Source organism: Pseudodesulfovibrio indicus, assembly GCF_001563225.1.
In the GTDB taxonomy this organism is placed as follows: domain Bacteria; phylum Desulfobacterota; class Desulfovibrionia; order Desulfovibrionales; family Desulfovibrionaceae; genus Pseudodesulfovibrio; species Pseudodesulfovibrio indicus.
This window is the reverse complement of the sequence record NZ_CP014206.1, coordinates 3,427,516-3,453,158: the sequence shown is the minus strand read 5'-3', so window position 1 is coordinate 3,453,158 and position 25,643 is coordinate 3,427,516. Positions and strand designations below refer to the sequence as shown.

At 65.7% G+C, this 25,643-nt stretch carries 21 protein-coding genes and 1 pseudogene; 2 read left to right on the top strand and 20 right to left on the bottom strand.

The features are described from left to right. Positions 1 to 35: 35 nt before the first annotated feature. The gene (locus tag AWY79_RS15775; protein ID WP_066806044.1) at positions 36 to 1,169 is read right to left on the bottom strand and encodes a DUF362 domain-containing protein; all 1,134 of its coding nucleotides are present in this window, start codon (positions 1,167 to 1,169) and stop codon (positions 36 to 38) included. A 386-nt stretch (positions 1,170 to 1,555) separates the two neighbouring features. Here AWY79_RS15775 and AWY79_RS15770 point away from each other — a divergent pair, with 386 nt between their 5' ends. Beyond that, entirely contained in the window at positions 1,556 to 3,313 is a 1,758-nt protein-coding gene (locus AWY79_RS15770) for a bacteriohemerythrin (protein WP_233490942.1), read from the top strand. Positions 3,314 to 3,378: 65 nt separating this feature from the next. On the opposite strand, the gene AWY79_RS15765 is transcribed toward AWY79_RS15770, so the two are convergent. The 7 genes from AWY79_RS15765 to AWY79_RS15735 all read right to left on the bottom strand — a co-directional run bounded on the left by AWY79_RS15765 (position 3,379) and on the right by AWY79_RS15735 (position 11,549). Further along, entirely contained in the window at positions 3,379 to 5,637 is a 2,259-nt protein-coding gene (locus tag AWY79_RS15765; RefSeq protein ID WP_066806039.1) for a PAS domain S-box protein, read from the bottom strand. 94 nt (positions 5,638 to 5,731) lie between these two features. Then, positions 5,732 to 7,390 carry a DEAD/DEAH box helicase gene (locus AWY79_RS15760; protein ID WP_066806038.1) on the bottom strand — a complete coding sequence of 553 codons (1,659 nt, stop codon included), beginning with the start codon at positions 7,388 to 7,390 and terminating at the stop codon, positions 5,732 to 5,734. Between the two features lie 197 nt (positions 7,391 to 7,587). Next, on the bottom strand, positions 7,588 to 7,806 hold the full coding sequence (gene infA, locus AWY79_RS15755) for a translation initiation factor IF-1 (RefSeq protein ID WP_066806036.1): 219 nt from the start codon (positions 7,804 to 7,806) through the stop codon (positions 7,588 to 7,590). A 94-nt stretch (positions 7,807 to 7,900) separates the two neighbouring features. Beyond that, positions 7,901 to 8,164, bottom strand: coding sequence for an RNA recognition motif domain-containing protein (locus tag AWY79_RS15750; protein ID WP_066806034.1), 264 nt, complete (start codon positions 8,162 to 8,164; stop codon positions 7,901 to 7,903). Positions 8,165 to 8,402: 238 nt separating this feature from the next. After that, the gene (locus tag AWY79_RS15745) at positions 8,403 to 8,702 is read right to left on the bottom strand and encodes a hypothetical protein (protein WP_066806032.1); all 300 of its coding nucleotides are present in this window, start codon (positions 8,700 to 8,702) and stop codon (positions 8,403 to 8,405) included. Positions 8,703 to 8,705: 3 nt separating this feature from the next. Continuing rightward, entirely contained in the window at positions 8,706 to 10,247 is a 1,542-nt protein-coding gene (locus tag AWY79_RS15740) for a sialidase family protein (protein ID WP_066806031.1), read from the bottom strand. A gap of 12 nt (positions 10,248 to 10,259) precedes the next feature. Then, positions 10,260 to 11,549 carry a phenylacetate--CoA ligase family protein gene (locus tag AWY79_RS15735; RefSeq protein WP_066806029.1) on the bottom strand — a complete coding sequence of 430 codons (1,290 nt, stop codon included), beginning with the start codon at positions 11,547 to 11,549 and terminating at the stop codon, positions 10,260 to 10,262. Between the two features lie 133 nt (positions 11,550 to 11,682). Between AWY79_RS15735 and AWY79_RS15730 the strand changes: the two genes are divergently transcribed. Next, positions 11,683 to 12,465 carry a prepilin peptidase gene (locus AWY79_RS15730; protein WP_066806027.1) on the top strand — a complete coding sequence of 261 codons (783 nt, stop codon included), beginning with the start codon at positions 11,683 to 11,685 and terminating at the stop codon, positions 12,463 to 12,465. 95 nt (positions 12,466 to 12,560) lie between these two features. Here the strand turns inward: AWY79_RS15730 and AWY79_RS15725 are convergent, their stop codons facing one another. The 12 genes and pseudogenes from AWY79_RS15725 to pheA all read right to left on the bottom strand — a co-directional run bounded on the left by AWY79_RS15725 (position 12,561) and on the right by pheA (position 25,641). Then, positions 12,561 to 13,301 carry a BON domain-containing protein gene (locus AWY79_RS15725; protein WP_233490941.1) on the bottom strand — a complete coding sequence of 247 codons (741 nt, stop codon included), beginning with the start codon at positions 13,299 to 13,301 and terminating at the stop codon, positions 12,561 to 12,563. Between the two features lie 292 nt (positions 13,302 to 13,593). Continuing rightward, positions 13,594 to 15,180, bottom strand: a complete 1,587-nt coding sequence (locus AWY79_RS15720) for an ArnT family glycosyltransferase (protein WP_066806020.1) — start codon at positions 15,178 to 15,180, stop codon at positions 13,594 to 13,596. 512 nt (positions 15,181 to 15,692) lie between these two features. Further along, positions 15,693 to 16,454, bottom strand: coding sequence for a tryptophan synthase subunit alpha (gene trpA, locus AWY79_RS15715; RefSeq protein WP_066806018.1), 762 nt, complete (start codon positions 16,452 to 16,454; stop codon positions 15,693 to 15,695). A 107-nt stretch (positions 16,455 to 16,561) separates the two neighbouring features. Then, on the bottom strand, positions 16,562 to 17,725 hold the full coding sequence (trpB, locus tag AWY79_RS15710) for a tryptophan synthase subunit beta (RefSeq protein ID WP_066806017.1): 1,164 nt from the start codon (positions 17,723 to 17,725) through the stop codon (positions 16,562 to 16,564). 9 nt (positions 17,726 to 17,734) lie between these two features. Continuing rightward, positions 17,735 to 18,361 carry a phosphoribosylanthranilate isomerase gene (locus tag AWY79_RS15705; RefSeq protein WP_078063814.1) on the bottom strand — a complete coding sequence of 209 codons (627 nt, stop codon included), beginning with the start codon at positions 18,359 to 18,361 and terminating at the stop codon, positions 17,735 to 17,737. Positions 18,362 to 18,364: 3 nt separating this feature from the next. Further along, entirely contained in the window at positions 18,365 to 19,132 is a 768-nt protein-coding gene (locus AWY79_RS15700; protein WP_066806015.1) for an indole-3-glycerol phosphate synthase TrpC, read from the bottom strand. Beyond that, positions 19,122 to 20,133: pseudogene (gene trpD, locus AWY79_RS15695) on the bottom strand (anthranilate phosphoribosyltransferase). The gene AWY79_RS15700 and the pseudogene trpD overlap by 11 nt, the downstream one beginning before the upstream one ends. A 4-nt stretch (positions 20,134 to 20,137) precedes the next feature. Further along, the gene (locus AWY79_RS15690) at positions 20,138 to 20,710 is read right to left on the bottom strand and encodes an anthranilate synthase component II (RefSeq protein ID WP_066807312.1); all 573 of its coding nucleotides are present in this window, start codon (positions 20,708 to 20,710) and stop codon (positions 20,138 to 20,140) included. Continuing rightward, positions 20,691 to 22,160, bottom strand: coding sequence for an anthranilate synthase component I family protein (locus tag AWY79_RS15685; protein WP_066806014.1), 1,470 nt, complete (start codon positions 22,158 to 22,160; stop codon positions 20,691 to 20,693). The genes AWY79_RS15690 and AWY79_RS15685 overlap by 20 nt, the downstream gene beginning before the upstream one ends. A 245-nt stretch (positions 22,161 to 22,405) precedes the next feature. Beyond that, on the bottom strand, positions 22,406 to 23,176 hold the full coding sequence (locus AWY79_RS15680; protein WP_066806012.1) for a prephenate dehydrogenase/arogenate dehydrogenase family protein: 771 nt from the start codon (positions 23,174 to 23,176) through the stop codon (positions 22,406 to 22,408). A gap of 15 nt (positions 23,177 to 23,191) precedes the next feature. After that, positions 23,192 to 24,532, bottom strand: coding sequence for a 3-phosphoshikimate 1-carboxyvinyltransferase (gene aroA, locus AWY79_RS15675; protein ID WP_066806010.1), 1,341 nt, complete (start codon positions 24,530 to 24,532; stop codon positions 23,192 to 23,194). Beyond that, positions 24,529 to 25,641, bottom strand: a complete 1,113-nt coding sequence (gene pheA, locus AWY79_RS15670; RefSeq protein ID WP_066806008.1) for a prephenate dehydratase — start codon at positions 25,639 to 25,641, stop codon at positions 24,529 to 24,531. The genes aroA and pheA overlap by 4 nt, the downstream gene beginning before the upstream one ends. Between the last annotated feature and the right edge of the window lie 2 nt (positions 25,642 to 25,643).

Below are 25,643 nucleotides of genomic sequence, written 5' to 3'. Positions count from 1 at the left end.
TGGCTATAAAGAGGAAGGGGGGTGTTGGCCTGCGGCTATTTGACCACGACCAGTTCGTACTCCCTGGTGCCCAGCCCGATCTTCTCGGCGTGCTCCAGGCAGGTCTTCCACTCGGATTCAGGGGTGGAATTGCAGAAGTGGTCGTTCAGGTCCCTGAAGCCCGGCTGGGCGAGGTTGTCGGCCAACTGGCTGCCGGGCAGGGGCTTGGCCGCGAGGCAGGCGTCCGCGCAGGCCTGGTCCAGGGCCAGGGGATCGAAGGAGGCGAACATGCCGAGGTTGGGCAGGATGGGCACGTCGTTCTCGCCGTGGCAGTCACAGTTGGGGGAGACGTCCACGACCAGGGAGATGTGGAAGTTGGGACGACCGTCCAGGACGGCCTTGGCGTACTCGGCCATGCGGCAGTTCAGGGATTTTACCGCGGCGTCGAACCCGAAGGAGATGGCGTCGAAGTTGCACGAGCCGAGGCAGCGACCGCAGCCCACGCAGTTGTCCTGGTTGACGCTCATCATCTTGGCCTCTTCGTCGAACTCCAGGGCGTTGTTGGCGCACTCCTTGTAACAGGTGCGGCAACCCTTGCACAGCTCCGGGTCGATGGTCGCCTTGCTGTCGCTGTGCTGTTCGGCCTTGCCCGCGCGGGATCCGCAGCCCATGCCGATGTTCTTGATGGTGCCGCCGAAGCCGGTGATTTCGTGACCCTTGAAGTGGGTAAGGCTGATGAACACGTCGGCGTCCATGACGGCCCGTCCGATCTTGGCCTCCTTCACGTACTCGCCGCCCTGTACCGGGACCAACACGTCGTCGGTCCCCTTGAGGCCGTCGCCGATGAGGATGGGACAGCCCACGGTCAGCGGCGTGAAGCCGTTTTCCCAGGCGCATTCGAGGTGTTCGAGGGCGTTCTTGCGCTTGCCGGGATACAAGGTGTTGCAATCGGTCAGAAACGGCTTGCCGCCCAGCTCCCTGATCACGTCCGCAACGGCCTTGGCGTAGTTGGGACGCAGGTAGCTGATGTTGCCCAACTCACCGAAATGGAGCTTGATGGCGGCGAATCTGCCATCCAACTCGATCTCGCCGATTCCGGCCTTCTTGATCATCTTCTTCAATTTGCTGGGAAGACCGTCGCCGAAGGCTTTGGTCCTGAAATCCGTAAAAAAGACTGTTGCCTTTTCCATGCTGTTCCCTCTTTCTTGGATGGTAGTTGGCTAGTTTCGTTTGTCGTATCCATACCGACGCTCGCCGTACGGCGGGTCGCCCCCGCAGGAATCGTTCGCATGCGAGGGGGTGAGCGCAACAGCGGCCGAAGGGCCCATGGTCGCGGAAGGACCCGCTGCCGCAAGGGTTGATCCTACACCCAGAAGCGGGGATGTTCAAACCGAAGATTGCGCTACGGCGAAGAATACTCCGGGTCAGTTTTTCGCGCAGGGGGGGTAAGAATTGATATTTAATATAATATCGATCGTAAATTTCAATATCAAAACCAATTATCAGTGTGATAAAAGGAGAGAGTCTTCTCCGGAGTCCATTCCTGCAACCATCCAGAATCGGTAGGCTTCCCATTATGTCCAGTTCAATTCGCAGCGTCCTGATACTGCGTATTTCCGCTCTTGGCGCGTGCCTTCTTGCTGTGGGCGTCGCCTTTTACGTCTACCGGGCCGGACAGGTCGGGAGCGGGCCGGCCGGCGTTGAGCAGGCGCTCTCCACGGCGCGCATCCTCCTGATCTTCATGGCGGCGGGGTTCCTGCTCGTGGGCGCGGTCGTGGCGGCCGGGCTGAGCAGCCTCCTGCTGGCCCCCATGCGCCGGTTGGCGGAATCCGTCCGCCGGGAAGCGGAAGGAAAGGACGGCCAGCCCTTCGCGGAAGAGGGGCGGTTTGAACTGGCGGCGCTGTCCGAGTCCGTCGCGGCCCTGGTCGCGGCCCAGGCGGAGCGGACCGGCGAGGCCGAGGCGCGGGCGCGCAAGGCCGAGAAGCAGCGGGCCGAGGCCCAGTCCGCCCTGCATGAGGCAGGGGAGAACCAGAAGCGGCTGTCGGACCTGCTGGAGTCGGCCCAGCGCACCTCCCACCGGGCCGAGGATATTTCCCGCAAGGTGCTGGCCGCCGTGGGCGACCTGTCCCGCGAGGTGGACCAGGTCACCGGCGGCGTCGAGATTCAGCGCGAGCGCATGGCCGAGACGGCCACGGCCATGGAGGAGATGACCGCCACCGTGGCCGAGGTGGCCAGAAACGCCTCACACGCGGCGGTCAACGCCACCGAGTCCAAGGAAAAGGCGATCATCGGTGCCGAGGGCGTGAAGGACGCCGTGGCCTCCATCGGCGGCATCGAGAAGCGGATTCACCTGCTCAAGGAGACCATGGGCCGCCTGGGCGACCAGGCCGCCTCCATCGGCGCGGTCCTGAACGTCATCTCCGACATCGCGGACCAGACCAACCTGCTGGCCCTGAACGCGGCCATCGAGGCGGCGCGCGCGGGCGAGGCGGGCCGGGGGTTTGCCGTGGTCGCGGACGAGGTCCGCAAGCTCGCCGAAAAGACCATGTCCGCCACCAAGGAGGTGGAGGACGCCATCCGGTCCATCCAGGTGGCGGCCAAGGAGAACGTGGCCGCCGTCGAGGAGGCCGCGAAGGATATTTCCCACAGCACCCAGGCGTCCAACGAAGCCGGGCGGTTTATGGAGGAGATCGTGGCCATCGTCGAGGAGACCTCGGGCCAGGTGGACTCCATCGCCACCGCCTCGGAGGAGCAGTCCGCCACCTCCGAGGAGATCAACCGCGCCGTGACCGACGTCAACCGGGTGGCCTCGGAGACGGCCGAAGGCATGTTGCGGTCCGCCTCCAACCTGGCCAGCATATCCGGGCTGATCGACCAGCTGGACAGCATGATCAAGCAGCTGGCCGCGGGCGAAGTGGCCGACGGGAGCGTGCTCATCCCCTGGTCGAGCAAGTATGCCCTGGGCATCGGGTCCATCGACTCGCAGCACCGCAGGCTGGTGGACCTGATCAACGAGCTGCACCAGGCCATGGTCAGCCACAGGTCCGGCAACACCATGCTCAAGATCGTCCAGGGGCTGGAGGAGTACGTGGGCACGCACTTCGCCTTCGAGGAGAAGCTCTTTGCCCAGCACCGCTATCCCGACGCCCAGGCGCACAAGGCGGTGCACCGCGAGTTCGTGGCCCAGGTGACCGAATTCAAGGACGCCCTGCGCCGGGGCAAGGCCACGGTCTCCATGGACGTCATGCAGTTCCTCAAGAACTGGCTCCTGGAGCACATTCTGGGGACGGACGCGGAGTACGTGTCCTGCTTCAAGAAGGCGGGCGTGCGCTAGGCGCAGCGGTCATATCAAGGGGATCAGGGCCCGCTCTCGTTCGAGGGCGGGCCTTTTTCGCGGGGTCAGGAGCAGGCGTTCTCGGTGCCGGGGACGGCGGGCAGGGAGAAGTGGAAGGAGCTGCCCTGGCCCAGGGTGGACTCCACCCAGATGGAGCCGCCGTAGTGCTCGACGATCTCCCTGCAGATGGCCAGCCCCAGGCCGGTGCCCTTCTGCTCGGTGCAGATGGTGTCGCCCAGGCTGGACTTGTGGAATTTCTCGAAGATGTACCCCAGGTCCGCGGCCGGGATGCCCGGGCCGGTGTCGGATACGGACACGGTCAGGATGTCGTCGTTGTCCCGGAGGGAGACCGTGACCTTGCCCTGGCGCGTGAACTTGCAGGCGTTGTTCAGGAGATTGATGAGCACCTGCTGGATCTTGTCCGGGTCGGCGTGGATCAGCCGCGAGCTGGACGGCAGGTCCAGGAGCAGCTCCACCCCCCGGCGCGACTGGAAGCCGCCCCGGGCCGCGGCCACGGCATTGCGGATCGCCTCGCACGGGTTGAGGAAGTTGTCGTTCCAGCACGCCTTGCCCGACTCGATGCGGTTGATGTCCAGAAAGTCGTTGATCAGCCGGGTCAGCCGCTCGCCCTCGGTGTCGATGATCCCCAGGTTGCCCCGGATGCGCTCGGCCTTCTTGTCCAGCAGTTCGCTGGCCGCCAGGGGTTGGAAGTAGCGGGCGAAGTCCTTGGCGCAGAGCTTGGCGAACCCTCGGATGGAGGTCAGTGGGGTGCGCAGCTCGTGCGACACGGACGAGACCATGGCGGACTTGATCTCGTCGAGTTTGGTCAGCCGCCGGTTGGCCTCTTCCAGCTCCGCCTTGCGGGCCTCGATCTCGGCCGTTCGCAGCTCGACCTTGTGCTCCAGCTCCTCGTTGAGCCGGGTCAGCGCCTCTTCGATGGTCTTGCGTTCGATGGCCATGGCCACCTGCTCGGACACTGCGGACAGGAAGGAGATGGCCTGGTCGGAGTAGAGGGTCGGGTTTTTATAGTCCTGCACGGCCATGGCGCCCACCACGCGACCGCCCAGGCGGAGCGGGATGCCCAGCCAGACCGCCGGGGGGGTGCCGATGACGCCGATGGCTTCGAGCTTCGCGTCCACGTCGGGGTCGGCCTGGGACAGGAACAGGGGAGCGCCCGTGCGGAAGACGTGGATGGACAGGCTCGACTGGCCGGGATCGCTGATGTTGGGGATGTCGAAGTAGTCGTCCATCTCGTCCTGGAAATAGACGAAACGGAGCATGTCGGCTTCCTCGTCCAGCATGGCGATGAAGAAATTCTTGGCCTCGATGACCTCGTCGATGATCGAGTGGATGGTCTGGTACAGGTCCTGGAGGTTCCGGGTGGTGCTGACCGCCGTGGAGATGGCGTACAGGGCCTGGGTGGTCCGTTCGTTGAACTTGCGGGCGGTGATGTCCGTGTGGGAGCCCGACATGCGGTAGACCCGCCCGTTCTCATCCTTGGAGCTGCCGCCGCGACCGAGTATCCAGCGGGTGGAGCCGTCCTTGTGGAACTGGCGGAACTCCACCTGAAACTGGTCCACCTTGCCCTCGATGCACTCCCTGTTGGCGGCCAGGACCCGGTCGCGATCGTCGGGGTGGAGGCTGTCCAGCCAGGCGTCGGCGGTGTTCGGAAATTCATCCTCGGCGTAGCCGAGAATTTCACGGTACCGGGGCGAGTAGAAGACCTGGTTGGTCTCCAGGTCCCAATCCCACAGGCCGTCGTTGGCGCCGCGCGCCATGAGCTGGTAGCGTTCCTCGCTCTCGCGCAGGGCTCTGAGGGCCTCGTACCGTTCGGTCTCGTCGATGAGGGAGCAGACCCGGTCCTCGGTGCCGGGCAGGAGCCGGACGAAGACGTGGATGCGCTTCAGGGTGCCGTCCTTGCGCCGGAAGGTGAATTCGTAGTCCCGGGGGCTGGTCCGCTCGCCCTTGGTGCGGCCTTCGTGGTAGCGGGTCATTCGCTCCAGTTCTTCCGGGACCACGAAGTCGGCCCAGCCGAGCTTGCCGTTGATGTCCTCGCGGGCGCAGCCGGAAAGGATGGTGAACTGGGAGTTGCAGCTCTTGATGATCCCGTCCGGATTGAGCAGGACCATGGCCGTGCCCGTGGTCTCGAACAGGGTGCGGTAATGACTCTCGCTGGAGCGCAGGGCCTCCTCGACCTTGCGCATCTCGGCGCTGTCGCATTCGGCCCCGCCGTCGGCGTCCTTCCGCAAACCGTCAAGCTCGGACCGGAGCCGGTCCAATTCGTCTATCAGTTGATTCTTGGTCTTGCGATGGTCGCCTTGCATGCTTTCTCCTGAGGGCAGGAAGCAAAGTACAAACGCGGGGCAAAAGAATCAATGATAAAACACCGTCGAACCGGCTGCTGATCCAAGATGGGTGCTAGCCCTCGCCGCGCGGCTTGAAGGTTTTTCTGCGCGGCGGCTTGCCGTAGGGACGGTTCGCCTTCTTGGGGAAGCTCCGGCCGCCCGGTTTCTGTCCGGTGGGCTGGCCGCGCATGACAAGGGCCTCGCCCTGGCGGCTGTTGATGCTGTTCATGACCCGCTCGGCCTCGGCTGCCGGGACCGTGAAGGTGGTCCGGTCGCCCATGACCCGGACGTGCTGGATGGCCCACGGCTTGAGGTGCGCGGCCGAGGCCACGAAGTCCACGAATTTGGGCGGGGTCATGCCGTGGGTCCTGCCCAGGGCGCAGACCAGGTCGGCGCGGCCCCGGTTTTCCGGTCCTACGGGCGCGATCTTGCGGTAGCCGGATTCCACCAGCTCGTCGCCGAAGGCGTTGCGCAGCAGGGCCGCGACCACCTCGACGGCGTCCTTGTCCTCCAGCAGCTCACCGGCCATGGCGAGGTAGCCGCTGTGGTCGCCGCCGTCCAGGATGGCTTCGAGCTCCGCCGTGACCTTGCGCTTCTTGGAGTGGATGACGTCCTCGATGCGCGGCAGGGGCTCCTTGGCGATCTCGATGCCGGAGCTTTTGGAGATGTACATGAGCTTGCGGAATTCGCCGGGCGCGATGAGGGTGATGGCCACGCCCTGCTTGCCCGCGCGGCCCGTGCGCCCGGTGCGGTGCACGAAGGTCTGCGGGTCCTGGGGCAGGGCGAAGTTGACCACGTGGGTCAGGTCCGGGACGTCGATGCCGCGTGCGGCCACGTCCGTGGCCACCAGGATGGTCGCCCTCCGGTCGCGGAACGAGGCCAGGATCTTCTCGCGCTGGGGCTGGTTCAAGTCGCCGTGGATCGGCTCGGAGGGATAGCCCCGCTGGCCCAGGCGCGCGGCCACGAGGTCGGCGTCGGCGCGGGTGCGCACGAAGACCAGGCCGTAGAAGTCGGCGTGGGCGTCGATGACCCGGCACAGGGCCTCGAAGCGGTCGGAATCGGCCATCTCGTGGAAGATGTGGCGGGTCAGGGGGACGTCGGAGGTCTCGGGCTTGACGGTCAGGACTTCGTAGTCGCCCATGAACTCGCGGGCGATGGCCAGGACCTCGCGGTCCATGGTGGCCGAGAACATGAGCGTGCGGCGGTCCTGATTGGCCGAGGCCAGGATGGCCCGGACGTCGTCCACGAACCCCATGTTGCACATCTCGTCCGCCTCGTCGAGGATGAAGAAGGACAGCTCGTCGATGCGCAGGGAGCCGCGCTCCAGGTGGTCCATGATCCGGCCCGGCGTGCCCACGACCACGTCCGCGCCCTGTCTGAGGGCCTTGAGCTGCATGTGGATGGCCTGGCCGCCGTATACGGGCAGCACGCGGATGCGCTTGCCGCCCTTGAGGGAGTCCAGCTCCTCGGCCACCTGGATGGCGAGTTCGCGGGTCGGGGTCAGGATGAGCGACTGCACGCGGCGTGCGCCCTCCTTGGCCGCCTCGATGACCGGCAGGCCGAAGGCGGCGGTTTTGCCGGTGCCGGTCTGGGCCTGGCCCACGATGTCCTTGTCCCCGGACAGCAGCCGGGGAATGGTCAGGGCCTGGATGGGAGTGGGGTCGATGAACCCCTTGGTCTTCAGGGCGTCCAGAGTGGGTCCGGAGAGCCCCAGTTCCTGGAAAGTGGTCATGTATGTATGCCTTGTGTGAAAAGTTGCCCGGCGGCCGGAATCGGCGTCACGCAAGGGCGTGCGCGGGCGGTGCGGCCCCGTGGGATGGGGAAAGCAATAGTGAACGGGCCGGCCGCTGGCAGCCGTCACGAAGCGGGGCTGCGACGCCCCGGCGCGGACCTTCATGCCCGCGCCTCTATCAGTAACCGGTGGCTGGCCTACCTGGGACGGAAGGTGATGCGGCCGCGGGTGAGATCGTAGGGGGAGAGTTCCACGGTCACGGTGTCGCCGGGCATCACGCGGATGCGGAACTTGCGCATCTTGCCGGAAATGTGGGCGAGCACGGTGTGGCCGTTTTCAAGTTCAACGCGGAACATGGCGTTGGGCAGGGCCTCTTCAACGACGCCCTGGACGACAATTCCTTCTTCTTTAGCCATTTATTACTTTACCTCCTGTTACAGGCGACGGGAAAAGCCCGCCCCTGATGAGGGCGGGCTGGATCAATGCTTCTTATGTTCGAGACAGCCTGCGCTACCAGCGCGGGCGCTCGGGACGGGGGCGGGCCTCGTTGACCTTGAGGTTGCGGCCGCCGAAGTCGGTGCCGTCCAGGCTTTCGATGGCGGCGAGCGCCCCCTGATCTTCCATTTCGACGAAACCGAAGCCGCGCGGACGATTGGTCTCGCGGTCGTTGATCAGCTTGACGGAGATGACTTCACCGTAGGTCTCGAATGCTGCTCGTACTTCCTCTTCCGTGGCGCTCCAGGGCAGGTTGCCCACATAGATGTTCTTAGCCATTTCGAATAAAACTCCAAAAAAAATAGTGAAAAAAACGGCGATAAACGCCTGGTGAAACAAGATCGAGGAAACGGAGAGCGCAAGCCTTCGGAATCGTAGAGCCATTCCACCGTTCGCCGACGATACCGGCCGGGGGCCGGGCGCATCCCCGTGGACGCCGCCGACTACTGTAGTAGAGGCCCTTACTTGGGGAGAGGGGCTTACGTCAAGGAAAAAATCATTCAGGCAGGAATGTCTCCTAGATAACAAACTCCATTTCGCCGAAGAACCGGTCCTCGTCGTAGAGTCCGGGGTGGGATGCTTCCAGGTCCTTGGCCGCCTTGAAGAATTCGTCCCAGCCCGAGACCTCCGCGACCTTCTTCTTGTCCACGAATATCTTGAAGATGGTCCCGCGCGGGCACTTGGTCATGTTGATCTCCAAGGTCCCCTTGTCGGACACGTCGGCCCAGAAGGCGGACCAGGAGGTGCGGTCGCCCTCGGTCTTCTTGTACTTCTCGAAAAAGGTCTCGAAAATCCGTTCGATGTCGGCGCGTTCCATGGATCACCTCCGGTTGAAGTCGTTCAGCGAGAAAAAGGTGCCCGCCACATGGGCGGTCATCAGCGGTTCGTAGCCCGGCTCCGCGCCGCCGCCGTGGTGGTAGGCGCAGAAGAAGCGGTCGCCGCCCAGGGGTGCCCAGCCGGAATATCCGAAGTCCGGGGCCGCCGCATGGCGGTCGTTGCGCAGCTCCAGGACGTTGTCGCGGACCCAGCGGTCCGGCATGCCGTCCGCCGAGGTCCAGTTCCAAGCATACACGCGGTCGAAGGCGGGTTCAAGGACCCGCAGGGAAACGGACCGCCAGGTGCAGTCCACCGCGTTGTCTTCAAAGGGGTAGGGCGCGCCGAACAGGATGGGACGGGTGTCCGCATGGTCCGGGTCCACCGCGATGGAGGCGCGCTCCCCGCCGTTGACGAACGGCCTGACGCGTCCGTCTGCGTAGGTCAGGCGCAGCCGGTTGAACCGGCCCGGTTCGAGCGGGATGGGGGCAGCGCCCTCAACGTCCGGGACCATGCGGTCCGGGTACAGCCGCCACCACACGCCCACGCGCACCGCGCACCCGTTCTTCCCGGCCTCGTCCACCCGGACCTCGGTTTCGAGCGTGGCCGAGGCCGTGCGCGGGTCGGTCATGGGGCGCAGGGCGAAGCGGACCACGGAACCGTTGCCGGCTCCGTTTCGCACGCGCATGCCCTCGGGCGTGAAGACCGGATTGGCCTGGTCGGCGGCCCGCCCGTGGACGCGGAACCCGGAGCACAGCTCCTCCGGGGTTCCCACCCAGGCGCAGGTTCCCCAGTCCGGGCCGGTGTTGCGGTAGGTGACCAGCAGCCGCCCGTCGGGCAGCAGCCCCATGGTCGGGCGGTGGCCCATGAGCGGCGTGGGGACCGGGGCGGCCCAGGTCGCGCCGTCGTCGTCGCTGCGGCAGCAGTACATGGGCTCGAACACGAAGCTGTTCTCGCGCAGCAGGGCGAGGATGCGCCCGTTGGGGAGCCGGGTCATGGACGCCTCGCACAGCACCAGGTTGCGCAGGGCGGCCATGGTGGCGATGCGCTCCCAGGACCGGCCCCGGTCGCCGGACCGGAACACGGCCTGCTCGGCGGGGGGCTGGCGGATGGCCGGATGCTCCTCGCCCACGTGGCGGTGCCCGGCGGTCAGCCAGGCCCCGTCGGGCAGGACCAGGATTCGGTCGTGCATGTCGTGGGTCAGCCCCTCGGCGCGGAAGGGGAGGAAAGTGTGCCCGTCATCCGGGCTCTCGAAAAAGACGCGGGAGCTGTCCGAGACGAGCAGGGTGCCGTCGGCCAGCTCTTGCAGGCGCGGGCTGTGGCTCGCTGCCGAGTCCGGGTAGGACGGCGCGGACCAGGTCCTGCCCCCGTCCGTGCTGCGGCTGGCGACGATGACCCGCCGCGTGGGCCGGACATGGCGGTCCGCTTCGTTGTAGACGACCACCAGGGAACCGTCCTTGGCCCGGATCACGTCCGGGAAGGCGAGGTAGACCCCGTCCCGTCGGTCGATGACCACGTGGCGGTCTTCAAGGCCGGACAGGCTTGGCAAGGGGACCCCCGGCTACTCTTCCCCGCGCGAGTCTTCCACCCGCTTGGTCTTGGAGAAGCTGCGCGGCAGCTCGCCGGGGCCGAGGATGGTCACCTCGCCGCGCACCAGGATGTGCTTGCGGATCTCCGCGGCCAGGGCGCGGGCCAGGTCCGCGTCGGAGCTCGCCTGCGCGCCGGGTGCGCGCTCCACGTGCACGGCCATGTGGTCCAGGCCGTCCTTGCGGCTGAGGAAGATGCGGTATTCGGCGGACAGCTCCTTGAAATGTTCGAGCACCGAGCCGATCTGGCCGGGGTAGATGTTCACGCCCCGGAAGATGAACATGTCGTCCGAGCGGCCCATGATCTTGTCGAGGCGGGGCAGGTTCACGCCGCAACCGCATCGGCCGGGGATGAACCGGGTCAGGTCGTGGGTCCGGTAGCGGATGAGCGGCGACGCCTCCTTGCGCAGGGAGGTCACGACCATCTCGCCCACCTCGCCGGGGGCCACGGGTTGCAGCGTCTCCGGGTCGATGATCTCGGTGATGTAGTAGTCGGCCCAGTAGTGGATGCCGTCGTGCGCCTCGCATTCGAGGCCCGTGCCGGGGCCGTACAGCTCGGTCATGCCGATGATGTCGAAGCTGTCCTCCAGGCCCAGGGCCTGCTCGAACTGGCGGCGCATCTTGGGGGTGTGGGTCTCGGAGCCGAAGATCGCCTTGCGCAGCCGGATCTTGTCCGCGAGGCCCTGTTTCTGGACCTCCTCGCCCATGAGCAGGGCCATGGAGGCGGTGGAGCAGATGCAGGTGGACTTGAGGTCCGTGAGCATCTGGAGCTGGATTTCCAGCAGGCCGGGGCCCACGGGCAGGGCCATGGCCCCGAACCGCTCGCAGCCGAGCTGGAAACCGCTGCCCGCGGTCCACAGTCCGTAGCCCACGCAGATCTGGACCCGGTCCTCGACGGTCAGCCCGGCCATCTCGTAGCAGCGGGCGAACATGTCCTTCCAGTCGTCGATGTCCTTCTGGGTGTAGGACAGGATCTTGCGCTTGCCGGTGGTGCCGCTGGAGCCGTGGATGCGGACCACGTCCCGTTCGGGCACGGAGAGCAGGGGCAGGGGATAGCCGTCCTTGAGGTCTTCCGCCGTGGTGAAGGGGAGCTTCCGGAGGTCGTCGAGGGTCTTGACGTCGCCGGGCTCCAAGCCCGCGTCCCTGAACCGCTCCTGGTAGAAGGGGCTGTTGGCGTGGACGTGGCCCACGGTCCATCGCAGCCCTTTGAGCTGGATGTCGGCGATCTGTTCCTCGGTCAAATTCGGTATGAAACGGTGGTCCATCTGCGGCTCCCTTGATGCGTGTGGCGGGGCGCGTCCCTTGTGCCGGAAGGTGAAATCCGGTAGCGTCCACGGATGCTGCGCCCAGCGGTATTCATGCAGCAAAAGTAGCGAATCTTCAAGCGCAAGGTTATTTATGGACGCCATCCCCACCTGGGCCTTCTACCTCGCCGCCGCCGTGCTCGGCCTGGAGCTGGGCGGCCTGGCCACCATCTTCATCCAGCGCTGGATCGACGAGCAGCCCATCCTCAAGCCATCCGGCTCGCGCTGCCCGTCCTGCGGGAAATCGCTCGGCTGGCGGGACACCGTCCCGCTCCTGAGCTTCCTGCTGCTGCGGGGGCGGTGCCGCCATTGCGGGGAGCGCATCGGCGCGCAGTACCTGCTGGTGGAGCTGTCCTGCATGGCCTGGTCCCTGGCCGCGGCCCACGCCTACGGGCTGTCGCCGGAGTGGCCGGTGTACCTGGTCCTGGGCGTCATGCTCATCGCCGGGAGCGTCATCGATTTCGAGACCTTCCTGCTGCCCGACCGGATCACCCTGGGCGGCGCGGGGCTGGCCCTGGCCGCCTCCTTCGTGCTCGAGGAAGGGCCGGGCTGGCAGGACGCCCTGCTCGGCGCGGCCGTGGGCGCGCTCCTGTTCTGGATATTGCAGCAGCTCTACCGGCTGTGGCGCGGCCAGGAGGGGCTCGGCACCGGGGACATCAAGCTGATGGCCATGATCGGGGCCATGACCGGCCTGGCCGGGCTGCCCCTGACCATCCTGGTCAGCTCCCTGACCGGGGCCGTGGGGGCCGTGATCTATACGGTCCGCCCCGGCAAGGGCGGCGTCCGGGGGCGTATCCCCTACGGCCCGTTTCTCAGCCTGGGCTGCCTGATCTATCTGCTTTACGGCCAGCAGATCATGCGCTGGTGGAACTCCTAGCCCGCGTCCGATTCCGCACTTCTCCCAGCAAAGAAAAACCGCCCGCAGGGGCGGGCGGCTTCTCGGGACAGGCCTTTGGTCCGGCGTTCGGCGGATTATCTACCCCGGTCCGGGTTGGAGACGGCCAGCACCGGCTGCTCCGTCCGCCTGGTCTTGGCCTCGACCTTGGGCCGTGACTTTTTGCTTATGGGCTTGGTCTTGGGCGGGGGCGGAATCTCCACGGTCGGCACGGGCGGCGGGGCCAGCTCGGCGGTCATGATCTGCGGCTCCGGCCCGGCGTTTTCCTGGTGATAGAGGTAGGAGACCACCCGGTTCGCGCCCTCCAGGCTCATGGCGTGGGCGATCACCCGGTCGCGCTCCTCCTTGTCGTGGACCACGCCCAGGAGGATGATGTCGCCCTGGACGATCTCTACCTCGATGGGCGAGCTGACGACCTCGAAGTCGGCCATGAGCTGCGTCTGCAACTCGGCGTATTGCGCCTGCTCGCTGAAGAAATCGCTGTCTTCCTGTTCTTCGTGGAGATAGAGGCGGCTGATCACCGCCCGCTTGCCCTCGACCTTGTCCACGCACTCGTAAATGGTCCGCAACTGCTCCTGCGAGTCGTATTCGCCCACGAGATACAGCTTGCCGAAATAGCAGTGCGTGGTGATCTGGTCCGGACGGATGTCCTTGTTCTTATAGAGTTCGGCTTGCGCGTGGCCCGCGATGATCGCGTCGAGCATCTGCTGCTCGGTGGTCCGTTCATCCATGGCCGTGGCGTAGATGGACTGACTGCCGCCGATGATCGACGAGAAGTAGGCCGGTGCGCCGGGGATGAGCCCGATGCCGAACGGCACCGCGGCACACCCCGGCAATAGGAAGATAACCGATACTATGACAACCAATTTCAACTTCATCATTTTTGCCTTCCCCCCCAGGTGATGGTTCCGGCTCCACCCTGCGCGGGATAGAGCAAGAAGCCTGCCACAATCGGGGGAAACGGGCGGGAGCCCCGGCAGCCCTTGGGGGCCGAAGGATGCGCAAAATCACCACCTTGCCGCATGGCGGGAGGGTGTCTACAAAATGTGGATTATCCGGCCACGGTCAGGTCGTCTGAATCCATCAATCGTGGATTTCGAAGAAGGGAGTCTAGAATTCCCCGAGTCCGCGTTTGGGCCAGTACCCGGTGAACCCCTTGCAGAGGATCAGGGTGAACCTGCGCCCTTCGCCGCCGTGGAAGGAGGACTCGTAGAAGATCGGCTCGGACACGGATTCGAACATCTTGTCCAGCTCCGGCACCGGGGAGTTGCGGAACCGCTTGCGGACCATGATCGCGTCCCAGCCGAGCTTGCCGTCCACCGGGGTGGGCCAGAGGTCGTACTGGTTCATGCGCCGGTCCTCGGTCCAGGTGCAGAAGGTGATGGGCTGGCCGGGGATGTAGAAGGCCAGCTCCGAGGTGAAGCCGTAGTTGTCGGACATGGCGAAGACCCTGGACGGGTCGTCGAACTCCGAGCGCATCAGCTCGTCGACCTTAACGCCCAGGTCGGCCCAGCCCTTGAGACGCATGGTCGGGTTCAGGTTGCCCGGCAGGGGCAGCAGGGGGGAGACGTAGATGGCCAGGGTGAGGAACAGGGCGGTTCCGGCCAGGATGGCGCGGCCCCGGGTGCGCCGTTTGGGCGCGTCCCACCAGTTTTTGAGGGCCATGCCCGCGAGGATGGCGCCCGCCATGAACGCGGCGGCGGTCCAGTTGGCCTCCACCTTGGAGAAGAGCGCCTTGGCCGTGATCAGTCCCCACAGGGGCCAGAAGTAGAGCAGGGTCATGAGGTCGCGTCGGTAGCCCGCGTCGAACCGGCCCACCGGCCCGATCCACGCCTTGCGCAGGGCCGCGCCCGTGCCGACCAGGATGAACGCGAGCCACCAGGGGGCGAGCAGGCCGATCTGCGCGCCGAGCATCTCGAAAAACGGGCCGGGGCGCAGGGCGAATCCGGTCCCGTTGCCCACGCCGGCGGAGAGCTTGGCCACGTGCTTGTAGGCCACCCAGCCGTTGTCCGTGTTCCAGAGCACGATGGGGGCCAGGCCGAGGGCAGAGCCAGCCACGGACGCCAGCAGGAAGCGGGACCAGAACCGTTCCGGGAGCTGTCCCCGGCATTGCAGGATGATCGCGTGGATCAGGGCCAGGCCGAAGAAGGCGAGCATCATGTACTTGGCCAGGATGCCGAAGGCCATGCACGCGCCGAGGACCACGAAGGGCCACTTCGTGACGGCCCGGTCCGGTTCGTTGCGCGTGGCCGCGGCCAGGGCGAAGAAGGCCACGGTCCAGAAGAAGATCAGCGGGCAGTCCGTGGTGGCCAGGATGCCCAGCCCGTTCAGGAGCGGCATGGTCGCCGCCGCAAAGAGCACGAAGACGGCCATCCGGTATTCGCGCCAGACCCGCGACACCCCGACGTAGAGCGCGGCCAGAATGCCGGTCATGCCGAGCACCGACCCGAACCGCACGCCCAGCTCGGTGTTCCCGAAGACCTGCGTCCACAACGTGATGACCCAGGCGATGAGCGGCCCCTTGGAATAATAGGAAAGCTGCGGCCTGCGAATCCAATCCCAATACTGCGCCTCGTCCTGCACCAGGTTCAGCTGGCCCGAGGCCACGAACCAGTAGCGCAGGCCAAAGGACGCCAGGATGATGAAAAGGGCTACCAGATCGTAGCGGGGTGAGTAGGTGTCGCGGGGCATGGTCATAACCGGAATGAAGTATATTATTCGGGGGAGGTGGCAAGCGGGCGGGGGGCGGCTTCCGATAGCGGGCCATCCGCACATTTTTTCCGGGGGGCTTTCATCCTCACGTAGACAGCTACGCTGCGGTGCAAGCCCCCGGAAGTACCTAAGGCATAAGATTTTGTACGGCTCGAAGACTCGCCTACAATCCACTAAAAAATGCACTGCTGCCCCACTCTCGGCAAATCCGCAGGACAGCGGATTTGGACGTTGCGGTCTTTCCGCAACGCCCCGAAGGGGTGAGCCCCGGGACGGGGCGAATCAAAGCCTATTCCGAGGGCGGGGGAGAGAGCCGCTGTTCGAGGCTGCGCCTCAAAGGCGCTCCAGAAAATGAGACAGTAGCGCTATCGACGGTCCCCGCCGAAGGCGGCACCAAAAAGTTTGGGAAAAGAGGGGGATGGGGGTCCGGGGGAAGGGGGAGAAAGAACCCTTTTCAAAGGGTTTTTCTCCCCCTTCCCCCGGCCGCCGGAGGCAACCTACTTCCAGGGCTCCATGAAGGAGGCGCTGGAGTTGCCGGATTGGATGTGGGAGATGAGGGCGGAGCCGAACACGGCGGCGTCCATGAGTCCTTCGAACTCGGCGAGTTGGTCGGGGTGTTTGATGCCGAAGCCCAGCGCGACGGGGATGTCGAAGACTTCCTTGGCCTCGGCCAGTTTTTCCTTGATGCGCGCGGGCAGGGATTCGCGCTGGCCGGTGGTGCCGAGCACGGACACGAAGTAGCAGAACCCCTGCGCGCCGTCGGCGTAGAGCTTCATGCGTTCCTTGGTGGTGTTCAGGCCGATGAGCGGGACCAGGGCGACGTTGTGCGGGGCGATGGCGTCCTTGACGAACTGCGACTCCTCAAGGGGCATGTCCGCGATGATCAGGCCGGACACGCCCGCCTCGGCGCAGTCCTTGCCGAATTTGTCCAGGCCGTACTGGTAGACCGGGTTGAGGTAGCCCATGAGCAGCAGGGCGGCCTTGAACTGCCCCTTGCGCTTCTTGAGCTCGGTCAGAATCCAGGCCAGGTTGATGCCGTCGGCCAGGCATTTGAGGGACGCTTTCTCCACCACCGGGCCGTCGGCCACGGGGTCGGAGAACGGCATGCCGATCTCGATGACGGACGCGCCCGCCGCGTCGAGCTCCGCGAGTTCGGTCCAGAACTGTTCCCGGTCCGGGAACCCTGCGGGCAGGAAGGGTATCAACCCGACCTTTCCTTTGGCCTTTGCCTCTTCTATCTTTATCTGCATCGGATTCATTTCTATCACCTTTTCATGCGCCCCCTTGCGCGAAGCGCACATAAAAAGTTTTGGAGATTTTTAAGAACCTTTTTCAAAAGGTTCTTAAGCCGCCGGAGGCATATCTCTTATAATATCTGGTCCAGTATCCCCAGGTCCTTGTCGCCGCGCCCGGACAGGCAGACGAGCACGGATTTGCCTTGGAGCCTGTCCTTGTTCTCGATGGCGTAGGCCACGGCGTGGGACGATTCCAGGGCCGGGATGATGCCTTCGCGCCGGGACAGGACCTTGAAGGCATTGATGGCCTGTTCGTCGTTGATGGTCACGTAGTGGCCGCGCCCGGTGGCGTGCAGGTGCGCGTGTTCCGGGCCGACGCCGGGATAGTCCAGGCCTGGGGCCACGGAGTGGGACGGTTCGATCTGGCCGTCAACGGTCTGGAGCAGCTTGGTGAGCATGCCGTGCAGCACGCCGTCGGTGCCGTGGTCCAGCGGCGCGGAGCTGTAGCAGCCCGGCTCGCCGGTGCCCGCGGCCTCGACGCCGACCAGCTCCACGGACTCGTCGGGCACGAAGTTGTGGAACATGCCGATGGCGTTGGAGCCGCCGCCCACGCAGGCCACGACCACGTCGGGCAGCCTGCCCGCGTTGCGGTCCATGAACTGCTGGCGCGCTTCCTTGGAGATGATCTGCTGGAACTCGCGGACCAGGGTGGGGAAGGGGTGCGGCCCGGCGGCGGTGCCGAAGCAGTAGTGGGTGGTCTCCTGGTCGGACAGCCAGCGGCGCAGGGCCTCGTTGATGGCGTCCTTGAGGGTCTTGGTGCCTGACTCGACGGGCACGATCTCCGCGCCCATGAGGCGCATGCGGTTCACGTTGGGGGCCTGGCGCACCACGTCGGTGGCGCCCATGTAGATGACGGCCTTCATGTCGAGCATGGCGGCGGCGACCGTGGTGGCCACGCCGTGCATGCCCGCGCCGGTCTCGGCCAGGAGCACGTCCTTGCCCATCATCTTGGCCAGCAGTCCCTGGCCCAGGGTGTTGTTGATCTTGTGCGCCCCGGAGTGGTTGAGGTCCTCGCGCTTGAGCCAGAGGTCCAGGCCGAGGTCCTTGGACAGGTTGGGGCAGTAGGTGATGGCCGAGGGGCGGCCCACGTTTTCCTTGAGCATGTTCGTGAAGCGGGTCTGGAACTCCTCGGTGGGCAGGATGGTGGCCATGGCTTCTTCGAGCTCTATGAGCGGCGGCATGAGCAGCTCGGGGATGAACTGCCCGCCGAAATCGCCGAAGTATCCTTTTTTCATGATTGTTCCTTATTCCATTTCCGCGAGAATCCGAAAGACTTCCCGCAGCTTGGCTGGGTCCTTGATGCCGGGCGCGCTCTCCACGCCGGAATTGAAGTCCAGACCGGACGGATTGACGGCCAGGGCCTGCCTGACGTTGTCCGGTCCGAGACCCCCTGCAAGGAACCAAGGTGTTTGTATTTCAATATCTTGCAGTATCTTTAAATTAATGGACTTGCCGGTGCCGCCCTGGCCCTTGGTCCCCGCGTCGAGCAGGAAATGGCCGCAGACCTCGGCGTAGTCCTCCAGGTCGCGCACGAGGGCGCCGGGGGAGCCGTAGGTGTCGGGCCAGAAGACGCGGATGACCCGGTCCGGGCCGATCTTCCAGCAGTAGACCGAGTCCTGGCCGCCGTGCAGCTGGGCCGCGTGCAGTCCGCAGCGGTCCATGATCTCGATGACCTCGTCGGCGGTCTGGTCGACGAACACGCCGACCTTGGTGACCTTGCCGGTCTTGACCGAGGCGACGAAATCCGGGTCCGCGTTGCGCGGGCTCCTCGGATGGAAGATGAAGCCCAAGAGGTCCACGCCGAGATCGACGCAGAGCTTGACGTCTTCCATGCGGGTCATGCCGCAGACTTTGACCAGGGGGCGTTGCATGGATCAGGCTCCCGTGAGTTCGGCCAGCTTGGCTCCGGGGTCATCGGCCTCCATGAGGCAGGTGCCGATGAGCACGGCGTCGAAGCCGAGTCCGGCCATTTCCTCCACCTGGGCGCGTTCGGACACGCCGCTGGCGCAGATCCAGAGCTCGCCGTCCCGCTTCTGTTTGATGAACTTGCGGCCCTGGTCCAGGGTGGTGGTCAGGGTGTCCAGGTCGCGGTTGTTGACCTGGATGATGTCCGCCCCGGCGTGGCGCGCCAGGTCCAGGTCCGCCTGGTCGAATATCTCGACCACCGGGGCCAGGCCCGGCATGCGGGCGATGTCGATGAGTTGCTTGAGGTGCCCTGCGTCGTCGCACATGCGGGCGATGAGCAGTACGGCCGAGGCCGGGCTGGACGCGGTCATGGCCACCTGGAGCGGGTCGAAGATGAAGTCCTTCCTGAGCAGGGGCAGCCCGGTTCCGTTCATCATGAACAGGAAGTCCGGGGTCCCCTTGAAGTACTTGTGTTCGGTGAGCACGGAGATGGCCGCCGCGCCGTTTTTGGCGTAGGCGTCCGCGTAGTCCAGGGGGTTCAGGTTCTCGCGCAGCACGCCCTTGCTCGGGCTGGCGGGCTTGAACTCGGCGATGATCGCGCCCGGCCCCTTGGCCTTGATGGCCTCGGTGAAGGACGGGCGTTCGCCCTGGTACACGGCGGGGATGCGCCCCTCCATGAAGTCTTTTCGCAGGGACTCGATTTCGAGCTGCTTGGCCTCTCTGAATTTATCCAGCATAGGGAATTCCTTTGGTCAGGCCCGCGTGAACCACGTCTCGGGCGATGTCGGCGCATTCGGCCATGGTCCCCTTGTCCAGGAGATGGAGGCACCCTGCCAGATTCAGCGCCACCATGTCCATCATGGGTTCCGGCCCCTTGCCGTCGAGGATGGTGCGCAGGGTGGCGATGGCGTCTTCCTTGCCGGAGACGCGCACCTGGTCCGGGCTGTGCCGGGGGAAGCCCAGGGTGGCCGCATCGACCACGGTCTTCTCCATGCGCCCGTCGGTCAGGACGTAGCCCCGGTTCACGCCCCAGGTGGTCAGTTCGTCGAAGCCGCCCCCGCCCGCGAAGATCAGCGCGCGTTTGACGCCGGTCAGGAGCAGGGTCTCGCCCATGAGGAAGAGGCGGTCCGGGTCGCCCACGCCGATGAGCTGGTGGGAGGGACGGACCGGGTTGAGCAGCGGGCCCATGAAGTTGAACAGGGTGCGGATGCCGAGCTGCTTGCGCACGGGCATGATGAACTTGAAGGCGGGGTGGTAGGCCGGGGCGAACAGGAAGGCGAAGTGGTATTTCTCAAGCCCGTCGCGGGCCTCTTCCGGGGTCTGCTCCAGGGGGATGCCCAGCCCTTCCAGCGCGTCCGCCGAGCCGCAGGAGGAGGACAGGGCGCGGTTGCCGTGCTTGGCCACGGTGTAGCCCATGTCCGCCAGGAACAGGGACACGGCGGTGGAGTTGTTGAAGGAGTGCTGGCCGTCGCCGCCGGTGCCCACGGTGTCGAAGATCGGGTTGTCCGGGGTGGCCTTGATGCCGGGGATGGTCCGGGCGTGGGCCAGGCAGGCAGGCGCGCACGCCCGCGGCCAGGTCGGTGGAGTCCTCGCCCTTGGCCCGCAGCCCCATGAGGAACGCCCCGGCCTGGGCCTCGCTCAGGTTGCCGGTCATCAGCTCTTCGAACATGAAGTCCGCCTGTTCGTCGGACAGGGGTTTCTTCTGGGCCAGTATTTCGAGTATTTCGGGTATCGTCATGGCGTTATCCTTTGATGTTCAGGAAGTTCTGGAGGAGTTTCGGTCCTTCGGGGGTGAGGATGGATTCCGGGTGGAACTGCACTCCGTGCCAGGGGCGGTCCTTGTACTGGAGCCCCATGACCTCGCCCTCGGCGGTGCGGGCCGTGACCTCGATCCTGTCCGCAGCCTTTTCGGCCGGGACGATCAGGGAGTGGTAGCGGCAGACCGTGAACGGGGAGGGGAGTCCCGCGAACACGCTCCGGCCCTCGTGGACCACCTCCGAGACCTTGCCGTGCATGATGCGGGCCGCGCGCTCCACGGGCGCGCCCGCGAAGTGGCCCAGGGTCTGGTGGCCCAGGCAGACGCCGAGCACCGGGATCTCCTTGGGCAGCCGGGCCAGGAACTCCAGGCAGTAGCCCGCGTTCTGCGGGTTGCTGGGGCCGGGGGAGAGGCAGACCCGGGTGAGTTCGCCGCCGCTTGCGAGGTCGAGCAGCGACTCGCGGTCGTTGCGGATGACCACCGGATCGGCCCCGAGCTGCTGGAACGCCTGCACCAGATTGAAGGTGAAGGAGTCGAAGTTATCTATCAGCAAAAACATCGGTGCCTCCCTTGCCGGTGATGACTTCGAGGATCACGCGGGCCTTGTTGTTGCACTCGTTCCATTCGGCCTCGGGGTCGGAGTCGTAGACGATGCCCGCGCCCGCCTGCCAGTGGCAGATTCCATCCCTGATCCACATGGACCGGATGGTGATGCCGGTGTCCAGGCTGACCACGCCGTCGTCCAGTCCCATCCAACCGATGCAGCCGCCGTAGGGGCCGCGCTCCTGGGGTTCCAGGTCGGCGATGATCTCCATGGCCCGGATCTTGGGCGCGCCGGACAGGGTGCCCGCCGGGAAGGTGGCCTGGAGCACGTCCACGCCGTCCAACCCGTCCTTGAGTTCGCCCTCCACGTAGGAGGTCAGGTGCATGACGTGGGAGAACCGCTCGACGTTCATGAATTTCTCCACGGTCACGGTGCCGGGCTTGGAGATGCGGCCCAGGTCGTTGCGGCCGAGGTCCACGAGCATGACGTGCTCGGCGCGCTCCTTGGGATCGGCCAGCAGCTCCTCTTCGAGACGGATGTCCTCCTTTTCGGTGGCCCCGCGCCACCGGGTGCCCGCGATGGGGCGCACTTCCAGGCTGCCTGCGGCGGACCGGACCATCATCTCGGGCGAGGAGCCGAGCAGGGTGGTGCCGCAGGTCTTGCCCATGGACGGGCAGTCGGGAAATTTCATGTAGAACATGAACGGGGAGGGGTTGGCCTGCCGAAGCCGCCGGTAGATCTTGAACGGCTCGTCGGGCAGGGGCACGGTGAACCGGGTGGACAGGACCACCTGGATGCACTCGCCCTCGGCGATCAGTTCCTTGCACCGTGCGACCCCGGCCATGTACTCCTCCTTGCCGGGGTGAACCTTGGGGGTCCCGGCCTCGGGCGCGGTGAGGTCGGCGCCCCACTGGATGGGAGCGGGCATGGGGGTGGCTCCCTCGTCCAGGGAGAGATAGCAGCAGGAGTGGCGCAGGTGGTCGAAGAGGACCATCTGGCCGGGCAGCACCAGGCACGCCTCGGCGTCCTCGGGCCTGCACACGTCCTTGAGCTTGCGCTCGAACATGCCCGCCACGCCGTAGCCGAAATAGCCGTACAGGCCGCGCGTCAGGCCGGGCAGGCCGTCGCGCCCGATGGTCGTCGAATTGCCGCCCGTGGCCTCCTGTTCGATGGACAGGTTGGCGACCACTTCCTTGATTCCGGTGAGATAGTCCAGTCCCTCGAATTCCTTGAGGGGTTTCAGCCGCTCGTCCGGGGTCTCGACCACCAGCCTGCCGTCCACGGGGTGGAGCATGAGCCGGTAGTCGAAGGCGATGAGGGAGTAGCGGCCGAGCCGCCCGTCCACCTCTGCCGATTCCAGCAGGATGCCGGGCTGGTCGCCCACCAGTCCCATGTAGAGGGAGATGGTGGTTTGCACGTCCGCAGGCAGCCATGTGCCGTGCTGCGTGAGAGTTATCTTCTGCATGTTTGAGTCCTTGCGGGCCGGAGCCTGGCGCGTCCGCGCCGGGCGCAACGGTCCGTTACGTTGCGGGTGTGGTTAATGATAGGGTCTTGGAATGACCTGCCATCCCTTCAGTTTCTTGCGGTTTTCCGATTTCTTTCACGTTCCGTTCATCACTGGGTCTCCTGAATGTAATAAAGCCGCACCCTTGGGTGGGGTGCGGCTTTGGTTGCGAGAAATGTCGCGTGCCGGGCCAAAGGCCGCACCCATTAATATGCCGTCTCGTCGCGCCACCACCACTGGGCCCTGTCGGCCAGGAGCTCCAGGTCGCCGCCGGCGGCCAGGCTCAGGTAGGACAGGAACTTGCGGTTCACTTCCTGGAGAAACGGGTTGGCCTCGGAGATGACCTCGAACAGCTCGGTGTCCTGGGTCAGCATCTTGGCGGCCGAATCGAGCCTGCGCTGGAAGGAGGGGGTCACGAAATTCTCGATTCCCTCCAGGTCGCGGGCCGCGGCCAGGAAAGCCACGGTGGAGGTGAAGTTCAGCCCCTGGATGTAGGCCATGGCGCGGTCGTGCTCCTGGGGCGTGGACGCGAAGGACCGGTAGCCGCACCGCTTGAGCAGCCCGGCCACGTCGGCGGCGGCGTCCACGTCGTCCTCGTGGCCCGGCATGACCGCCACCCTGGGCGTGAATCCCTCGGGGATCACCGGTCCGAACAGCGGGTGGGTGCCGACCACCGGGCCGGGATAGCGGTCCGTCATGGCCTTGAGCGGCAGGACCTTCACCGAGCCGACGTCGCACAGGATGGTCGGCGGCGCGAGATGGGGCAGGACCCGGTCCAGGACCGCTTCCATGGCGGTCACCGGGACGCTGAGCATGAGCAGATGGCAGCCGTCCAGGGCCGAGCGGACGTCATCCTCCGAGGAGGCGCGATCCAGCTCGGCGACCTTCAGGCCGAGACGGCGGAAGTCCGCCGTGAAGCGGCTCCCCATCTGGCCCTGGGCGCCCATTACGGCGACTCTGTAGATTCCTGCTGCCATGGTTCCGCCGATCCCCTATCCGGTGATTTTCTTCCACTCGTCCCAGAAGCCCGGGAATGATTTGCCGACGCAGGCGGGGTTGTCAAGGGTGACGTCCAGGCCCGCCAGCTGGAACAGCGACATGGACATGGCCATGCGGTGGTCGTTGTAGGTCTTGAAGGACACGGCGTGCCCCCTGGGCAACCGGGCGGGGCGGACGATCAGCGAGTCGCTGGTGGTCTCGGTCTCGCACTGGGTGCGGGCCACCTCGGTGGCGCAGGCCGCCAGCCGGTCCGTCTCCTTGAGGCGCAGATGGGCCACGTTGCCGATGGTCGTGGGCGTGGACGCGAAGGCGGCCACTGCGGCCACGGTGGGGACCAGGTCCGGGCAGCGGCCCATGTCCACCTGGATGCCGCGCAACCGGCTCGGCTCCACCAGGATGCCCTCGAAGGTCACCTTGATGGACGCCCCCATCTGGCTGAGGATGTCCATGATGGCGCGGTCGCCCTGGAGCGAGTCCGCGGCCAGGCCCTTGATCAGCACCGGCCGCTTGCCCACGGCACCGGCGGCCAGGAAATAGCTCGCGTTGGACCAGTCGCCCTCCACCCGGTAGCCCGTGGCGTCGTAGCCCGTGGGCTTGACGATGAACCGGATCTTGCCGGGGGTGGCGTTCTTCACCGAGCGCCAGGGGACCGTTTTCCAGACGCGTCCTTCCTTGACCTCGACCTCGAATTCGGCCTTGAAATCCTCCATGATCCGCAGGGTCAGGGCCACGTAGGGCCAGGACACGGCCTTCTTGCCGGTCACGCTGATGGTGATCTCGTGGTCGGCCAGCGGCGCACCCAGGAGCAGGCCGGACAGGTACTGGCTGCTCTCCTCCAGGGTGATCTCGGCACTCTTCTTCCTGTAGCCGTTTGCGGTCATGACAAAGGGCAGGAACCCTTCCTTGCCCTCGAAGGCGAACTTGGTCCCCAGCCCGGACAGGGCCGAGACCAGCTCGGCCATGGGGCGCTCGTGCATGCGCTCCGCGCCGTGCACCCGGAAAGTTCCCTTGCCCGCCGCGGCCACGCCGGTCATCAGCCGGCAGGTGGTGCCGGACTCGTGCATGAACAGCTCGTGGGGCGCTTCGTCCTTGTGCTTGCCGTCCGCATTGCCGCCCTTGGGTCCGTCCTCCATGCCGGTGACCACCAGCAGGTCGCCCTTTTCCTCTATGGATGCTCCGCAGGCCGTGAGGCAGTCGCGGGTGCGGGTGATGTCGTCGGAACGCAGGGCCGAGGATATCTCGGACACGCCGTTCGCCAGCGCGGCGGCGATGAGGGTGCGGTGAGAGAGGGATTTGCTGGCCGGAGCGTTGATGATGATCGGGTCCTGGGTCATTGCAGTTCCTCCTGGGTCGGGTAGGTGCCCAGCACGCGCAGCGTATGGCACTGGTTGCGGATGTCCGCGAGGACGTCCTCGTACCGTCCGCCGCTCAGGTCGCAGCCCAAGTCGGCGAAAAAGACGTATTTCCATTTCTCGCCCCGGAAGGGACGGGATTCGAGCTTGGTCACGTTGATCCCCTGGTGCGCCAGGGTGGTCAGCACCCGGGCCAGGGCCCCGGGGCGGTTGGGCGTGGTGAACAAAATTGAGGTTTTGTCGCGGCGGTCCTCCTGGGACGGGGCCGCGCCGATGATCAGGAACCGGGTCCAGTTGTCCGGCATGTCCTCGATGGATTCGGCCAGGACGTTCATGCCGTGCATGTCCGCCAGCCTGACGTGACCCACCACGGCGGCGGCTTTCTTGCCCGCCACCACCTCCGCGGCCTCGGCCGTGGACTCCATGGGGATGGTCGGCACGTCGCGCAGGTGGGTGCGCAGCCAGTCCCGGCACTGGCCCAGGGGCTGCGGGTGGGAGTAGATGACCTCCACGTCCTCGACCTTGGCGGCGTGGGAGATGAGGCAATGGCTGATGCGGCTGAAGACCTCGGCCTGGATGTAGACCTTGTACTTCATGAACAGGTCCACCACCTGGCCCACGGTCCCCTCGATGGAGTTCTCCAGGGGGATGACGCCCAGCTCCGCGCCTTCCTCGGCCACGGCCCGGAAAATCTCCTCGAAGTTGGACTTGGGGGTCAGGGCGGCGGAAGAACCCATGTGCTCGATGGCCGCAAAGTAGGAGAAGGTTCCCTCCGGGCCGAGATAGACCACCCGCTCGGGCCGCTGCAAATGCCGCGACGAGCTCATGATCTCGCGGTAGATGGTCCGCAGGTGCTTGTCCGGCAGGGGGCCGGGGCTCGATTCCGCGATCTTGTCCATGACTTCCTGCTCGCGGAACGGCTTGTAGATGGGCTCGCCCTTGGCGGCCTTGTAGCGGCCCACGCTCAGGGAGAGCTTGGCCCGCTCGTTGAGCAGGTCCACGATCCTCGTGTCCAGCGCGTCGATGGCTTCGCGCAGCTCGCCGAGGTCGGGGATGTCGGTTGCGTCTGGGGCGTCGGTCTTGTCGGCCATGG

Bases quoted from the DNA above. Each gene is read 5' to 3' on its own strand.
- aroA (WP_066806010.1), bottom strand. From the start codon at position 24,532: ATGACCCAGGACCCGATCATCATCAACGCTCCGGCCAGCAAATCCCTC.
- AWY79_RS15705 (WP_078063814.1), bottom strand. From the start codon at position 18,361: ATGCAACGCCCCCTGGTCAAAGTCTGCGGCATGACCCGCATGGAAGAC.
- trpB (WP_066806017.1), bottom strand. From the start codon at position 17,725: ATGAAAAAAGGATACTTCGGCGATTTCGGCGGGCAGTTCATCCCCGAG.
- trpA (WP_066806018.1), bottom strand. From the start codon at position 16,454: ATGAATCCGATGCAGATAAAGATAGAAGAGGCAAAGGCCAAAGGAAAG.
- AWY79_RS15770 (WP_233490942.1), top strand. From the start codon at position 1,556: ATGTCCAGTTCAATTCGCAGCGTCCTGATACTGCGTATTTCCGCTCTT.
- AWY79_RS15685 (WP_066806014.1), bottom strand. From the start codon at position 22,160: ATGCAGAAGATAACTCTCACGCAGCACGGCACATGGCTGCCTGCGGAC.
- AWY79_RS15730 (WP_066806027.1), top strand. From the start codon at position 11,683: ATGGACGCCATCCCCACCTGGGCCTTCTACCTCGCCGCCGCCGTGCTC.
- AWY79_RS15750 (WP_066806034.1), bottom strand. From the start codon at position 8,164: ATGGCTAAGAACATCTATGTGGGCAACCTGCCCTGGAGCGCCACGGAA.
- AWY79_RS15745 (WP_066806032.1), bottom strand. From the start codon at position 8,702: ATGGAACGCGCCGACATCGAACGGATTTTCGAGACCTTTTTCGAGAAG.
- AWY79_RS15690 (WP_066807312.1), bottom strand. From the start codon at position 20,710: ATGTTTTTGCTGATAGATAACTTCGACTCCTTCACCTTCAATCTGGTG.
- AWY79_RS15760 (WP_066806038.1), bottom strand. From the start codon at position 7,390: ATGACCACTTTCCAGGAACTGGGGCTCTCCGGACCCACTCTGGACGCC.
- AWY79_RS15735 (WP_066806029.1), bottom strand. From the start codon at position 11,549: ATGGACCACCGTTTCATACCGAATTTGACCGAGGAACAGATCGCCGAC.
- infA (WP_066806036.1), bottom strand. From the start codon at position 7,806: ATGGCTAAAGAAGAAGGAATTGTCGTCCAGGGCGTCGTTGAAGAGGCC.
- AWY79_RS15775 (WP_066806044.1), bottom strand. From the start codon at position 1,169: ATGGAAAAGGCAACAGTCTTTTTTACGGATTTCAGGACCAAAGCCTTC.
- pheA (WP_066806008.1), bottom strand. From the start codon at position 25,641: ATGGCCGACAAGACCGACGCCCCAGACGCAACCGACATCCCCGACCTC.
- AWY79_RS15680 (WP_066806012.1), bottom strand. From the start codon at position 23,176: ATGGCAGCAGGAATCTACAGAGTCGCCGTAATGGGCGCCCAGGGCCAG.
- AWY79_RS15720 (WP_066806020.1), bottom strand. From the start codon at position 15,180: ATGACCATGCCCCGCGACACCTACTCACCCCGCTACGATCTGGTAGCC.
- AWY79_RS15765 (WP_066806039.1), bottom strand. From the start codon at position 5,637: ATGCAAGGCGACCATCGCAAGACCAAGAATCAACTGATAGACGAATTG.
- AWY79_RS15700 (WP_066806015.1), bottom strand. From the start codon at position 19,132: ATGCTGGATAAATTCAGAGAGGCCAAGCAGCTCGAAATCGAGTCCCTG.